This window comes from Allosphingosinicella deserti, from assembly GCF_003012735.1.
Taxonomy (GTDB): domain Bacteria; phylum Pseudomonadota; class Alphaproteobacteria; order Sphingomonadales; family Sphingomonadaceae; genus Allosphingosinicella; species Allosphingosinicella deserti.
Genome location: NZ_PXYI01000003.1, coordinates 51,038 through 65,784, shown reverse-complemented (window position 1 = coordinate 65,784; position 14,747 = coordinate 51,038). Strand labels below are relative to the sequence as shown.

At 66.6% G+C, this 14,747-nt stretch carries 11 protein-coding genes and 1 tRNA gene; 5 read left to right on the top strand and 7 right to left on the bottom strand.

Translation table 11 applies throughout. The annotated features are described in order from the left end of the window. Positions 1 to 33 precede the first annotated feature (33 nt). The gene (locus C7I55_RS08705) at positions 34 to 1,152 is read left to right on the top strand and encodes an aldose epimerase family protein (protein ID WP_106512561.1); all 1,119 of its coding nucleotides are present in this window, start codon (positions 34 to 36) and stop codon (positions 1,150 to 1,152) included. On the opposite strand, the gene rtcA is transcribed toward C7I55_RS08705, so the two are convergent. The 5 genes from rtcA to C7I55_RS28085 form a co-directional block, all read right to left on the bottom strand. Then, positions 1,149 to 2,171, bottom strand: a complete 1,023-nt coding sequence (rtcA, locus tag C7I55_RS08700) for an RNA 3'-terminal phosphate cyclase (protein ID WP_106512560.1) — start codon at positions 2,169 to 2,171, stop codon at positions 1,149 to 1,151. The two genes, C7I55_RS08705 and rtcA, sit on opposite strands and share 4 nt — an antisense overlap. Next, on the bottom strand, positions 2,168 to 2,461 hold the full coding sequence (locus tag C7I55_RS08695; protein ID WP_106512559.1) for a CPCC family cysteine-rich protein: 294 nt from the start codon (positions 2,459 to 2,461) through the stop codon (positions 2,168 to 2,170). The genes rtcA and C7I55_RS08695 overlap by 4 nt, the downstream gene beginning before the upstream one ends. 45 nt (positions 2,462 to 2,506) lie before the next feature. Then, a complete protein-coding gene (locus tag C7I55_RS08690; RefSeq protein ID WP_106512558.1) occupies positions 2,507 to 3,733 on the bottom strand; it encodes an RtcB family protein in 1,227 nt (408 codons plus the stop codon). Between the two features lie 638 nt (positions 3,734 to 4,371). After that, on the bottom strand, positions 4,372 to 5,922 hold the full coding sequence (locus C7I55_RS08685; protein ID WP_106512557.1) for an RNA-binding protein: 1,551 nt from the start codon (positions 5,920 to 5,922) through the stop codon (positions 4,372 to 4,374). 19 nt (positions 5,923 to 5,941) lie between these two features. Then, positions 5,942 to 6,078 (bottom strand) — tRNA-Pro (locus tag C7I55_RS28085). Between the two features lie 258 nt (positions 6,079 to 6,336). Between C7I55_RS28085 and rtcR the strand changes: the two genes are divergently transcribed. From rtcR to C7I55_RS08665, 3 genes are all read left to right on the top strand, one after another. Next, positions 6,337 to 7,911, top strand: coding sequence for an RNA repair transcriptional activator RtcR (rtcR, locus tag C7I55_RS08675; RefSeq protein ID WP_269845201.1), 1,575 nt, complete (start codon positions 6,337 to 6,339; stop codon positions 7,909 to 7,911). Between the two features lie 139 nt (positions 7,912 to 8,050). Beyond that, entirely contained in the window at positions 8,051 to 11,293 is a 3,243-nt protein-coding gene (locus tag C7I55_RS08670; RefSeq protein ID WP_106512555.1) for an amidohydrolase family protein, read from the top strand. A gap of 98 nt (positions 11,294 to 11,391) precedes the next feature. Beyond that, on the top strand, positions 11,392 to 11,850 hold the full coding sequence (locus tag C7I55_RS08665; protein ID WP_146150974.1) for a hypothetical protein: 459 nt from the start codon (positions 11,392 to 11,394) through the stop codon (positions 11,848 to 11,850). Positions 11,851 to 12,043: 193 nt separating this feature from the next. Here C7I55_RS08665 and C7I55_RS08660 read toward each other — a convergent pair whose 3' ends face one another. Then, entirely contained in the window at positions 12,044 to 13,492 is a 1,449-nt protein-coding gene (locus C7I55_RS08660; protein ID WP_106512553.1) for a phospholipase D-like domain-containing protein, read from the bottom strand. Between the two features lie 164 nt (positions 13,493 to 13,656). Between C7I55_RS08660 and C7I55_RS08655 the strand changes: the two genes are divergently transcribed. Continuing rightward, positions 13,657 to 14,403 (top strand): CDP-alcohol phosphatidyltransferase family protein, encoded by a 747-nt coding sequence (locus tag C7I55_RS08655; protein WP_106512552.1) that lies wholly within the window; start codon positions 13,657 to 13,659, stop codon positions 14,401 to 14,403. Here the strand turns inward: C7I55_RS08655 and C7I55_RS08650 are convergent, their stop codons facing one another. Then, positions 14,404 to 14,697 (bottom strand): hypothetical protein, encoded by a 294-nt coding sequence (locus tag C7I55_RS08650; RefSeq protein ID WP_106512551.1) that lies wholly within the window; start codon positions 14,695 to 14,697, stop codon positions 14,404 to 14,406. It lies immediately after the preceding gene. Positions 14,698 to 14,747: the final 50 nt, after the last annotated feature.

The window sequence follows — 14,747 nt, the reverse complement described above, 5'->3', positions numbered from 1 at the left end:
CCTCGGCGGCGGTCCTCGCGCAACGATGCGGCCATGATGAGCCTCCTTGCCGCCGCCACCGCCGCCGCCGCGACTCCGGGCATCGCCCGCGCGCCTTATGGGACAACCAGGGGCGGCGTCGCCGTCGAGCGGATCGTGCTCACCAACAAAAGCGGCATGCGGGTCGGCATCCTCACATTGGGCGGGATCATCGACGAGATTGCAGTCCCCGATCGAGCCGGCCGCCGCACCAATGTCGTGCTCGCTCTGCCCGATCTCGCCGCCTACGAAGCCAAGCCCAATTTCGGCAGCCTCGTCGGCCGCTATGCCGGCCGGATCTCGCACGGCGGCTTCTCGATCGACGGCACGCGTTTCCCCCTGTCGCCGGATCCGGACGCGATCGTCTCTCATGGCGGCGTGCCGAACTTCGCCGCCAAGATCTGGCGTGTCGAGGCCTGCGACACGCCGGGATGCAGCGCGGTGACGCTGCGCTACACCAGCCCCGATGGCGAGAACGGCTTCCCGGGCAAGCTCGAGGTCGCCGTCACCTACACGCTCACGGCCGACGACACGCTGCGGCTCGATTATGTCGCGACGACGAGCCGACCGACCGTGCTCAACCTCACCCACCACGCTTACTTCAATCTCGCCGGCGGCAGCTCCGGCAGCGCCGACGACCAGCGGCTGCAGATCCACGCCGCGCGGATCGCGGAGCTCGATGCCAAGCGCATCCCCACCGGCGCGCTGCTGCCCGTCGACGGCACGCCGTTCGATCTGCGCACGCCCGCGCGAATCGGCGACCGCATCGGTTCGACCCATCCCCTGATGCTGCTCGCCCGCGGCTTCGATCACGGTTTCGCGATCGACGGCAGCGGTCTCCGCCTCGCCGCCCGCGCGGTCGATCCGGCAAGCGGGCGGACGCTGGAGCTCAGCACCACCGAACCCTCGCTCCAGGTCTATACCGCCAACAGCTTCGACGGCACTCTGGTCGGCGCGGGCGGGCGCACCATCCGCCAGGGCGACGGCTACGCGCTCGAGACCCAGCATTTCCCCGACAGCCCCAACCGTCCGGAATTCCCGTCGACCCTGCTCCGCCCCGGCGAGACCTTCCGCTCGACCACCAGCTTTCGCTTCGGCGTCGAGCGGAAGGCGAACGCGGCCGGCTGCGATTAAGCCGGGATCACCTTCACCAGATGCTCGCCCCCTTCGCGTTCCTCGAACGCGATCCGCACGTCGAGGAAGCGGGCGATCACCTCGGCTGCGGTCCGGCTGTGCTGCGACGGCTTCACGGTGGTGAAGCAACCGCCGCCGGCGAGCGCGAAGGGCAGCAGCAACTGGTCGGCGAGGTAGGGGCCCGCTACCGCTGACGACGCGAGATAGCCGGCCATACGCTTGGCCGCCTTCTCGCCCACCACCTGTGCCGGGACGCCGAGCTTCCCGAAGCCGCTGACCAGCTCGGTGACGTGCTCGAACACCGCTTCGAGCATCAGGATATTACCCGGGCCGCAGCGATCGGGGAGCTGCGTGATGCGGCGTGCCGCGTCGGGCCAGCCAAGCACCTTCTCCACCGCTGCAAGCTCCCGCACGGCGATGTCACCCGGCAGAGCGGCCACGATCGCCCGCGCCTCGACCGAGACGCGTTCGCCCCGTTCGACGAAATCGATCGGCGTCAGCGCCGCCGCCGGAACGATGTCCACCTCGATCCGTCCGCCGCCGGCCGGATAGAAACCGTGGCGGACGAGACGTGCCGACACGGTCGGCCCCATAAGGTTGACGATCGGCAGGAACACCCGCTCGAGGAAGTCGAAGGGCGGCGCGTAGATATTGTGCGTTCCGCCCTCGAGCACGAGACGCGATGGACCGTCCGCAAGCATCAGCGGCGGCAGGATCGTCTGCAGCACCAGGCCGGTACTGCCGGCAGTGCCGACCGCGAAGACATGCTCGCCCGCCTGCACCTTGCCCGGCACGAAGGTCAGCGCCGAGGCACCGACCGCAAGCTCCTCGCACTCCGCCCCGCCGATCGCGCACGCAGCCTCGACCGCGGTCGCATGCTGCCGCATCACGCCGGGGCGCGACCGGTTGGCGCGGATATTCTCGATCCGGAATGCCTTGCCGGTCACCAGCGCGAGCGAAAGCGCGGTGCGCAGCACCTGCCCGCCGCCCTCGCCTGCCGCGCCGTCGATGATCATCATCTTCCCGTCTCCGGAATTTCGTCCGGCCGAGGCGGCCGAACAGATTTGAGAAATCGCGCCTGGATGGCGCCCAGGCTGCGGTAATTCAGCTGTGCCCGCCGCAGGCTGAGGTCGTGGTTCGGGCCACCCCGGACGATCTCGGCATCGTGTTCGTCCTGACCATCATCCTCCCAGAAGCACACGTCGCAGATCTCGAATTGGCCACGGGAGCCCAACGTCAGCTGCTTGCAGCACGGGCAGGCGTAGCGGACGCCGGGCCGCTCCGGCTCGATGACATTCTTCCAGACCATCGGACCAGCTCTCCGTCGCGTGGAACAGCGATGGCGTGAAGGGCCTCAACCCTTCACGCACACCACCTGCTTCAAGGTGTGGACGATCTCGACGAGATCGGCCTGCGCCGCCATCACCGCCTCGATCGGCTTGTAGGCTGCCGGGGTTTCGTCGATCACGCCCTCGTCCTTCCGGCATTCGACGCCTTCGGTCGCGAGGATATGATCGTCGAGGGTGAAGCGCTTCTTCGCCTCGGTCCGCGACATCAGCCGTCCGGCGCCGTGGCTGCAGCTGTCGAACGCCTGCTTGTTGCCGCGGCCGCGGACGATGAAGCTCTTGGCGCCCATCGATCCGGGGATGATCCCCATCACGCCCTCGGCCGCGCGCACCGCCCCCTTGCGGGTGACCAGCACGTTCTCGCCGAAGTGATTTTCCCGCCGCACATAATTGTGATGGCAGTTGATCGCCTCGAGCTCCGCCTCGAACGGCTTGGCGATGATCGTACGGATCGCGCGGACGACGTTGGTCATCATCATCCGCCGGTTCAAGGCCGCGAAATCCTGCGCCCAGCCGACCGCCTCGACATAATCGTCGAAATGCTCGGTCCCTTCCGGGAAGTAAGCGAGATTCTCGTCCGGCAGATTGACGAACCAGCGCCGCATGTCCTCCTTCGCCAGCTCGATGAAGAAGCTGCCGATGGCGTTGCCGACGCCGCGCGACCCCGAATGGAGCATCACCCACACCTGGTCGGCCTCGTCGAGGCACAGCTCGATGAAGTGGTTGCCGGTGCCGAGCGTGCCGAGATGGACGAGATTGTTCGTCTTCTCGAGCTTCGGATATTTTTCGACGATCCGCTTGAACCGTTCGGCGAGCGTCGCCCAGGCGGCGGCGATCTCCGGCGGCGGATCGCCCCAGCTGCCCTTGTCGCGCTTGCCGCGGCCGACGGCGCGGCCGTGCGGCACCGCCTGCTCGATCGCGCTGCGGATGCCATCGAGGCTGTCCGGCAGATCCGCGGCATGGAGCGACGTGCGCGCCGCCATCATGCCGCAGCCGATGTCGACGCCGACCGCCGCCGGAATCACCGCGCCTCTGGTCGGAATCACCGACCCGACCGTGGCACCGATGCCGACATGGACGTCGGGCATGGCGGCGACATGCTTGAAGATGAACGGCATCTGCGCTGCCCGCGACAGCTGGTCGCGCGCCTTCGGATCGACCGACACGCCCTTGGTCCACATCTTGACCGGCGCGCCGCCTTCGACCGCCATCACTTCGAAATTCTGCTCGGCCATGTGGCCCTCCCTTACCTTATCTTTGTTACCCTCCCCCGTCATACCGGCGAAGGCCGGTATCTCGTGGAGAGTTCGCGCAAGCGCATTTGACGAGCGCAGTGACTTTCCGACCTGAGATACCGGGCTTCGCCAGTATGACGGGCCTTGATTTCCATCCGTGAGAACCGGCGACGAGGATCGATGAGAAGCGCGGAGTTGAACCGCAGGCCGAAGCCCACAACCAGATGTATTCCCATCAGCATTCGCCGGCGCCGATTCGAGCGACGGAACGAGAGTGGACGAGGATCGTGCACGTCGCAGGTGTAATCCTCGTCCGCATTCCCGCCGCCTCCTGCGGCTCCCACGGTTCGCGGCGACGAAGTTTTGGAAGGACGCTCCCGCTCTACCCCTGAGCTACGGATCCCGAGGAATCCGGCGGGACTCGAACCCGCGACCTGGCGTTTATCAGACGATGTAGTCCTTCCGGCATTCGCCGCGTGTTGTTCGTCGGCCGTGGCGACGAGAAATGGCGAGACACGGTCCTTAAGCTACGACCCATTCGGCGAGACTCGAACTCGCATCTCCCGGTTGCCCGGGCGCTTTACTCGTCGGACCTTTGGCGGTGGATGTAGTCCCGCCGGCATTCGCCACGGCCTTGTTCAAACCTCCGTTTCGTTGACCTCGGCGACCCAGTCGCTCTCCGCTCCGCCGGAGGCGAAGCGGGCAAGCGTCTCGAACACCGCGTCGGAGAAGCCTCCGACATTGAGTATGTCTGTGCGGCTTTGTGCCTGCGTGGTGCCGTAGGGCTGGAGATCGATGCAGACGAGCTTCGCGCCCGGGCACCTTTTCTTCAGCACCTCCCACTCCCGCATCGTCGCCGTCGCACCATGACGCCCGGCATCGACCCAGCTTTCATTGTCCGACACGATCACCACCAGATCCGCCTCCGCCTGCTGGCGGTTGAGCAGCGCCAGCGGCGCCGAGACATTGGTTCCGCCCCCGCCGATCGCTGCCAGAGCGGCGGCGTTGACCGCCACCCGGGCAAACGGATCGAGCGTCATCGGCACGACCTTATTCTCGAACGGCAGCAACACCGCCTCCCGGTTCCGGCGCAGCACCGCTGCCGCGACCAGCGCCGCGACGTCGATGCACCGCACCTTGGACGAAGCGCCCTTGCGGTAGCCGGTGACCGGCGCGCTCATCGATCCGGACACGTCCGGGCAGATTGCGACACGGCCGGGCAGCGCCGGCAGGGTCGACAGCGATGCTTCCAGCGCCTGCTCCAGCGCGGCCTGGACGACCAGGGGTACGCCCTCGCCGACCGTGCCGAGCGCCACCATCAACTGGTAGGGCAGCACCCGCGCCTTGGCGATCGCCTCGGCATCGGACAGACGGGCGGCAACCTGCTCCGCACATCCCTCGACCGCGAACGCGCCTTTGCGCGCGAGCGTGTTGAGGTTCATGCGCAGCCCCTGCCAGCCGATCCGGCCGGCAAGCTCCGCCCATTGCTCGGCGCCAAGCTCGAAGGCGGTCAGCCATTCGAACGGCACGTCCGGCAATGGCCCGTCCGGGCTGCGCTTCCACGCTTCGAACGCGGCGATCTCCGCCGGCAGCTGATCGACGTCATACGGCTTGCCGATCAGCCAGGCGTAGAAGGCCCTGCGGCCTTCATCCGCCGGCTTCGGGTGGACCATGCGGACGACGTCTGCCAGCGACGGATCGTTGCCGGTCGCCGCCTGCATCAAGGTTCGCATCGACGCCCGCTCCAGCCACTGCTGGACCAGCCGCTTCGGACGCGTGCCGAGCGACGTCCGCCCGACCGCGCCCGAGCGCATGATCTGCACGAAATTGCGCAGCATGCGGCCATTGTCGATCACCCGTCCGAAGACGGTCACCGCCAGATCCGGCTCGACGACGGTCAGCCACGCGGCCAGCAAGGCCGGCATGTCCTTCATCGCGCCGCGGCTGCGGGCGTAGACGGCCGCCTTGGCGACGAACATCGGGTCGACGGCCTGGGCGGTTGCCAGCACGTCGGCAAGCTGCGCCTCCGCACCCGCATAGAAATTGTCCTGGAGGGTGCCGGTCGCGGCGAGCTGAGCAAGCTTGTGCTCCGGCCCATAAGCATAAGCCGGCGCCTGCTCCCGATTGACACTGTCCGCCGCCGGCAGGAGCCGGGCGATGGCGGAAGCAAAAAGGCCCTTGTTGGCCATGGCGTCTTCCCTCCAATGTTGGTCAGGGCAACTGGGATCGAACCATGATCGGGTGGGGATTGCCCCCGGCAATCTCCAGCCGCGCCTGGGAGGCGCGGCGACCCGATCATCCGCCGGCATCCAAGGCCGGTGCTCTACCTGCTGAGCTACACCCTGACGTCGGGGCGACTGGCCCATTCCAGCCGCCCCACCTGCTGTCGAAGTCCGCGTGAGGCTTCGTCCGACGAACACGACTGTGCAGCGGCCGTGCCAAGTCGGGCCGGCTTGAGCCGGAAAAATAACAAGCAATTGAATTCGCCTGGAAAATTCATGTGCGTATCAACTTCACGCTCACCACACCCATTCCCGGGTTGGAATATCCCTATCGACAGAGATCAAGATTTATCTCATTGTATAAAGATGAGACCGACGGTTGTGATCGGATTTGTTGGATCCACGCTCGATGCCAGCAAGATGGGCCCTTCGCGCTGGCACAAGTGGCGGCCGACGGTCGGCCTGTGCATGCACGAGGATCTCAGGGTAGACCGGCTGGAGCTGATCCATGGCGGGGTGCACGAAGGTCTGGCGCGCTATGTGCAGTCCGACATTGGCAGCGTCTCGCCGGAAACTGAGGTCCGGCTCCGGCAGCTCGATTTCACCAACCCTTGGGATTTCGAGGAAGTCTACGGGAAGCTGCTCGATTTCGCCCGCGCTTACCCGTTCGATCCGGACGCGGAAGACTATCTGATCCACATCACCACCGGCACGCACGTGGCGCAGATCTGCCTCTTCCTGCTCACCGAGGCGCGATATCTGCCGGGGCGTCTGCTGCAGACCAACCCGTCGCGGGGGCAGGCACCCGATGGCGTGGGCCTGTGGAGCGTGATCGATCTCGATCTCTCGCGCTACGACAGCATCGCCACCCGCTTCGCAGTCGCGGCTGCCGAGGGCAGCTCGTTCCTCAAATCGGGTATCGACACGCGGAACCCCGCCTTCAACCGAATGATCGACGAGATTGAGCAGGTGGCGGTGCGTTCGCGCGCGCCGATCCTGCTGATGGGCCCGACCGGAGCCGGCAAGTCGCAGCTCGCCAGACGCGTGTTCGAGCTCAAGCGACTGAAACACCAGGTGACGGGGGCGTTCGTCGAGGTCAATTGCGCGACCCTAAAGGGCGACAGCGCGATGTCCGCCCTGTTCGGGCACAAGAAGGGCGCGTTCACCGGCGCCGCGGCCGACCGGCCGGGGCTGCTCCGCGCCGCCGACAAGGGCATCCTGTTCCTCGATGAGATCGGCGAGCTCGGCCTCGACGAGCAGGCGATGATCCTGCGCGCGATCGAGGAGAAGAGATTCCTTCCGGTCGGCTCCGACAAGGAGGCCTCATCGGAATTCCAGCTGATCGCCGGCACCAATGCCGAGCTCGGCGACGCGGTGGCGGGCGGCATGTTCCGCGACGATCTGTTCGCCCGTCTAAACCTCTGGACGTTCGAGCTGCCGGCGCTGCGCGAGCGGATCGAGGATATCGAGCCGAACCTCGATTATGAGCTCGATCGCTTTGCGGAGCGGGAGGGCGTTCGAGTCAGCTTCAACAAGGAGGCACGCCGCGCCTTTCTGAGCTTTGCGACCGCACCGGACGCGCTGTGGAGCGGCAATTTCCGCGATCTCGCCGCCACCGTCACCCGGATGGCGACCTTCGCGCCCGCCGGCCGGATCGACGTCGCCACGGTCGAGGCGGAGAAAGCACGGCTCAAGCGTTTCTGGGGCGGCGGCGCCCGCGTCCCCGATACGCTTGAGGCCTTGCTGGACGGCGAGACGCTGGAGTCGATCGATCCGTTCGACCGCGTCCAACTTGCTGAAGTGGTCCGCATCTGCCGGCGCAGCCGCTCGCTGTCGGAGGCGGGGCGGACGCTGTTCAGCGCTTCGCGCGCCCGCCGCGCCTCGTCGAACGATGCGGACCGGCTGCGAAAATATCTCCACCGCTTCGGACTCGACTGGGCAGGCCTGCAGGCTTGAGCGCGGCGGGTGTTGCGCGATTGCATCGCCTGCCCGGCAGCGCGCCTCGCCCTATTGAAGCGCCGCCTGCGATCGGGCACCCAATCGCCATGCTGCGCACGGACCCGTGCGCACGCTCCATTTGCTTGTCGGAGTCTCCATGCAAAAAGGCATTGCCGCGGCCGCCCTCCTCCTTCTGTCTTCGACTGCCCTGGCGCAGGGCAAGAGCGAGGCCAAGACAGATCCCAAGAAGTGGGACGTCGCGGCACCGCCGGTGAAGACCAGGTCGATTCCGATTGACGTCTCCGAAGGCACCTGGATGAACCTCGACGTCAGCCCGGACGGCCGCACCATCGCCTTCGATCTGCTCGGCGACATCTATACCATCCCGATCGCCGGCGGCCGTGCCACCCGCATCGCGTCCGGCATGCCCTATGAAGTGCAGCCCCGTTTCTCGCCCGACGGCACCCAGATCGCCTTCACCTCCGATCGCGGCGGCGGCGACAATATCTGGCTGATGAACCTCGACGGTTCGAACAAGCGCCAGCTCACCAAGGAGACCTTCACCCTCCTCAACAATCCGTCGTGGAGCGCCGACGGCAAATATATCGCCGCGCGGAAGCATTTCACCACCGGCCGCTCGCTCGGCACCGGCGAGATCTGGCTCTACCATGTCGCCGGCGGCGGCGGCGTCGCCTTGGTCGAGCGCCCCAATCCGCAGCATCAAAAGGAGCTGGGCGAGCCGACCTTCACGCCCACCGGCGACGCCGTCTATTTCAGCCGGGACACCACGTCGGGGCCGATTTTCCAATATGCCCAGAATTCGAACGAGCAATTGTTCGACATCGAAAAGTACGATCTCAAGACCGGCGAGCGCAGCACGGTTGCGTCCGGCCCCGGCGGCTCGGTGCGCCCGACCCCGTCGCCCGACGGCCGCTACCTCGCCTTCGTCCGCCGCGAGCGCGCCAAATCGAAATTGTACCTGAAGGATCTGCGCTCGGGTGAGGAACGCAAGATCCATGACGCGCTCGATCAGGACATGCAGGAGACCTGGGCGGTGACCGGCGTCTACCCGAACATGGACTGGACTCCCGACAGCCGCTCGATCGTCTTCTGGGCGGGCGGCAAGATCCGCCGGATCAACGCCGACGGCAGCGGTGTTGCCGAAATCCCGTTCCAGGTCACCGACAGCCGCGAGGTGGTCGATCCCCCGCGCCCGACGGTGGACGTCTACAGCGACACGTTCACGACCAAGATGCCGCGCTTCGCCAGCCTGTCGCCGGACGGGCGCCAGGTGGTGTTCGAAAGCCTCGGCCGCCTCTATCTGAAGGACTCGGCGGGCAGCGGCGCACCGCGCAAGCTCACCGCCGACGACAGCGATTTCCAGCTCTTCCCGAGCTGGTCGCGCGACGGCCGTTCGATCGTCTTCGTCAGCTGGAACGACCAGCGGCTCGGTGAAATCCGCACGGTCGCCGCCGACGGATCGGGGCTGAAGACGGTCACCAACGTGCCCGGCCATTACCGCCGGCCGCGCTTCTCGCCCGACGGGCAGACGATCGTGTTCGAGCGCGGCGGCGGCGGCTATCTGACGTCGGATTCATGGTCCGAGAATCCCGGCGTGTTCCGGGTCGCGGCGGCGGGCGGCGAGGCGGTGCGGCTGACGACCAGCGGTTCCAACCCGCATTTCGGCGCGGCAAGCGACCGCATCTTCATGGAGACGTCGGCCGACAACAAGGTCAAGCTGATCAGTGTCGACTGGAACGGCAAGGATTCCCGCACCCACGCCCAGGGCGAGATGATCGTCGGCTACGAAGTCTCGCCGACCGGCGACTATCTCGCCTTCCGCGAGAATTACGGCGCGTTCGTGATGCCGTTCTTCGCCGGCGCCAAGACGATCGATGTGGGCGCCAAGGGCGGCCAGCTGCCGATCACCCGGGCGAGCGGCGACGGCGGCCAATATGTTCACTGGGCGCGAAACGGCGCCACCCTCGCCTGGAGCCTCGGGCCGACGCTTTATTCGGTCGACACCGCCTCCGTGCTGCGGCTGACGCCCGGCACCGCCTACACGCCGCCCAAGACCGGAGTCTCGCTGGCGATGCCGGTCCGTGCCGACAAGCCGCAGGGCGTGCTCGCGCTCACCGGGGCCAAGGTCGTCACCATGTCGAGCGACGATGGCGGCGTGATCGAGGACGCGGTCGTGCTGATCGAGGACAATCGCATCAAGGCGATCGGCCGCCGCGGCGCCGTCACCATCCCGGCCGGCACGAAGACGGTCGATGTCGCCGGCAAGACGATCGTGCCCGGCTTCATCGACGCTCATGCCCACGGCGCCCAGGGCGAGGACGATTTGGTGCCGCAGCAGAATTGGGATGCGCAGGCCCACCTCGCCTTCGGGGTCACCACCGTCCACGACCCGTCGTCCACCTCGAGCGAGATCTTTCCGGCCGGCGAGATGCAGCGGGCCGGAATCCTGGTTGCGCCGCGCACCTTCTCGACGGGCGAGATCGTCTACGGCGCCCGTGCGCCCGGCCGCTTCGCGGTGATCGACAATATCGACGATGCGCTGGCGCACGTGCGTCGCCTCAAGGCGCAGGGCGCGCACAGCATCAAGAATTACAACCAGCCGCGCCGCGACCAGCGCCAGCAGGTCGTCGCCGCCGCCCTGCGCGAGAATATCGCCGTCGTCGCCGAGGGCGCCTCGCTCTACAGCCAGGACGTCACCCTGATCCAGGACGGCAACACCACCCTGGAGCACAACATCCCGCAGGCGGAGCTGTACGAGGACATTCTCAGCCTCTTCGGCCAGACCAAGGTCGGCTACACGCCGACCCTGGGAGTCACCTACGGCGGCCCTGGCGGCGAGCCTTATTGGAGCCAGGAGAGCGAGGTGTGGAAGCATCCCTTGCTCACCCGCTACGTTCCCGCCCACGTCCTCAATCCGGAGATGGTGCGGGTGATCAAGGCACCGGCTGAGGATTATGCCGATCAGGTCAGCGCCCGTACCGCCGAGAAGATCTCGCAGCGCGGCGTGCCGGTGTCGATCGGCGGCCACGGCCAGCAGCAGGGCCTCGCCGCCCATTGGGAGATGTGGTCGTTCGTGCGCGGCGGCATGACCCCGATCGAGGCGCTGCGCGCCGCGACGCGGACTCCGGCGCGGGCCCTCGGATTCCGTGACATCGGCTCGCTCGAGCCGGGCAAGCTTGCCGACCTCGTCATCCTCGATGCCGATCCGACCCAGAATATCCGCAACACCGAGAAGATCTCCAAGGTGATGCTGAACGGCCGGCTCTATGACGCGATGACGATGAATGAGGAAGTCACGGGAACCCGTCAGCGGGCGCCTTATTATTGGGAGCGCAAGACCGCGGGCGCCGTCCCGCCAGCGCCGGCTGCCGCCCAATAAGGTGAAGCGGGCTTCCCGGATCGACGAGTTTCGGGAAGCCCGTCTTGCTCCGGCGCGCGCTTCAGGGCATTTAGGCGCGGAGTTTCAGGAGAGCTGCCTTGCTTAAGATGTTGATTTCGACCGCCGCGTTGCTGTCCACCGGTGCCGCTTTCGCCCAGAACGACATGGCGCCGGTGATCGGCGCCGGCGATGGCGCCGCCCCCGTCATGAAGACCGTCGCCTTCACCGCGCTCGGTTCCTACGCGAGCGACGGCGACGAGCGGCTGATCGAAGTGCAGGCCGATGCCGACACGGACAGCGACGGCGCCAAGGACAAGGGTCTGCTTCGGGTCAGCTGCAATGGCGGCGACATCGTCAGCGGCGGCTTCCAGGCCGGCGCGACCACCGCAGCGATCAGCCCGAAGCCCAAGATGGTCAAGGCCCCTGCCGCCTCTGCGCTCGCCGCCGGCAAGAGCTTCAAGGTGAAGTGGAACCTGCGCGACGTCACCGCCGCCAGCCAGACCGGCGCCGCGGTTCCGCTGACCGTCGCCTCTGGCCAGCCCGACATCTGCGCTTGAACGGATAGATCCTCGGCATGAAGATCCTCCCCGCTCGCGGGGAGGGGAACCGCCGCCGATAGGCGGCGGTGGAGGGGGTTTCGAGACCCGCGTTGCGGTGAACGGAATGGTCCCCAGTCCAACTTGCACACGCTGAGGGAGCCTCGCGACCCCCTCCACTGCCCTCCCCGTCGCGGGGAGGATCTTTCCCTGCCTATCTCCGCCGGTGCCCGAACCGTCGCCGCATCCCGCGCAGAAGGCCCGGCCGCGGTGCGGGGTCGTCGTCCTCGCCGGCGCTCTCGGGATCGAGCAACTCCTTTTCGACAAGCGCTTTCTCGAGATCGTTCGGCTCCTTGGGCACGAACGGCACGAGCGTACGCCCCTTGCCCCGCAGTTGCTCGATGGTTCCGATCAGGCCCTTGTCGGCGAACACCTGCTTCACTTCCTCGCCGGAGGCGCCGAGATGCTCGGCAAGCAGGCGGCACCGCAGGAAGCCGATCTTGTCCTCGACGCCCGCATTCCCCGCCTGTGCGTCGAGCAGGAGATCGCATTCGCTGTCCAGGCCCATCGACCGATTGTTGATATTCGCCGATCCCACCCGCAGCATCTCATCGTCGACAATGGTGATCTTGGCATGGACATAGATGTCCTCGCCATCCTGCGTCACCGGCGTGTAGATCCGGAACCGCTTGTGGACGTCCACCTCGGCGAGGCGGCGCATCAGTTCCGCCCGCGCTGGGCTCATCACCTCTTCCTCGATCACCCCCTCGACCACGTTCGGCGTGACGAAGACGAATTCGGGTCCGTCGGGCTCCTTCAGACGCTCGGCGATTGCCTCGGCGATCGTGCGTGACGCGAAGAACTGGTTTTCGGCATAGACGAAGCGGCGGGCGCGCTTGATCATGTCGAGGAACAACGCCTCGATCTCGCGGAGCGGCTCGACGTCCTTGATGCTGCCCCGGGTACGGGCAACGGCGAGATCGACTCCGGTGAAATGCGGCTCCAGCTCGGGAGGCCAGGGATCGCTTTCGACGTCGGGGACCGGCAGCTTCCCTCCGCCGGCAATTTCCCACCGCGTTCGCGCCAGATCGCCGAGCGCGCGCGCCGCCGCGCCGTCCACCGCCATCGTCGCGTCATGCCACGGGCCGTAGAGTCGGCCGGTGGTCGGGCGCTTGCGGCGCGGATCGTCGGTGCGGTGCTCGCTCGTGTCCCAGCGCGTGGCGGTCATGTCGATGCCGCCGCAGAAAGCGAGCCGATCGTCGATCACCACGATCTTCTGATGGTGGCTGGCCGCGAACGGGTGGGCACCATCGAGCTTGAAGGTGATCTGCTTGCTGGCCGCCCATTGGGCGAGCCGGAATATGGTCGTGCCGCGGCCGAGCAGTTTGATTGCGCCCAGATTCCACCGGAGGATGTTGATCTTCACCTCCGGGCGGTGCTTGGCCATCCACGACAGAAAGGGACCGAGTTCGCCCGGTGCGCCGTCCCGCTCCTCCTCGTCCAGGAAGATGCGCGTGTCGAAGTCCCATCCGATCAGCATGATCTGCGATTTGGCCCGCAGCATCGCCTGCCGGGCGAGCTTGAAATAGTCGCAGGCATCGACGACCAGAGCCGCGCGATCGGCACGCTCGATGCGCCAGCAATTACGCCCCGGCTCAAGCATGAGCGGCGGCGATCGGGTTACGCACATGATGGATCAACATGGCGCGAGAACGCGGCAGCGCCGCTTCGGTTTCGCCGCCGAAACGGCCTTTTTCGGAACCGCCCCGCGAGACTTGGCGTTCGCAGGAATGTTGAGGACCCGCAACAGTTTTACGAAAGGGTGAGATGGACTCGCCGGCAGATACCAGCCCGCCGGGTGGCGGCCCGCCCGCCTTCTTCGCCTGGCTGGTCCACGCTTTCACCGCCAGCGGTGCGATCCTGGCGATGCTCGCTTTGTTCGCTGTCGAGCGCGGTGAATGGCGGCTTGCTTTGTTCTGGCTGTTCGTGGCGGTCGTGGTCGACGGGATCGACGGCAGCTTCGCCCGCTGGGCGCGGGTCAAGGAAAAGGCCGCCCGGGTCGACGGCGACACGCTGGACCTGGTCGTCGACTATCTGACCTACGTGTTCGTGCCGACGCTGTTTCTGTGGCGTGCCGGGCTGATGCCCGAGGCGCTTGCGCCGTGGCTTGCCGCAGCGATTCAATTGTCGTCGCTTTATCTGTTCGCCCGCCGCGACATGAAGAGCGACGACAATTATTTCCGCGGCTTCCCGGCACTGTGGAATGTCGTCGCTTTCTATCTCTACGCGCTTGGCGCCGGCCCGATTGCCGGAACCATCGTGATCCTGTTCCTGGTGATCACGACCTTCGCGCCGTTGCTCTTCATCCATCCCTTTCGGGTGCGCGATTATGGCCGCTGGCCGCCTGCGCTTGCCTCTGCCTGGGCGACCGCAAGCACGGCCTTGCTGTGGTTCGACGCGCCCGGCACCGCGCGGACGGCGTGCCTCATCCTCTCGGTCGGCAGCGCACTCGTTCTGGTTGCGCTCGGATTGCTGCGGACGGTTCGCGGAGAGCGCCCAGCCGCGATCGCCTGATCAGCCGCGCAGCTGCGGCAGCATCGCTCCGCTCGGGCTGACCACGTTCAGCACCCGAGTCGCGCGGTTATAGGCAGCAACGGCCGCCGAAATGACGTCGTTGCGGCCGGGATCGACGGCGAGCAGCGCATAGCGCGCCATGTGGAGATCGCGGATGATCGACACCGCCTCGGGTGGCTTCGGCTCCTGCAGGGCGGTGATCTCGGCGACACGCTGCGCCGCCTCGATCTGCGCGACACGCGCATAGCGGGAAGGACCGAAATCCGTGCTCCCGACCGACGATATCGCTTCCATGTTCACATCCCCCCAAGCCGACTGCGCTGCCTGGCATCCTATCCGTGTTG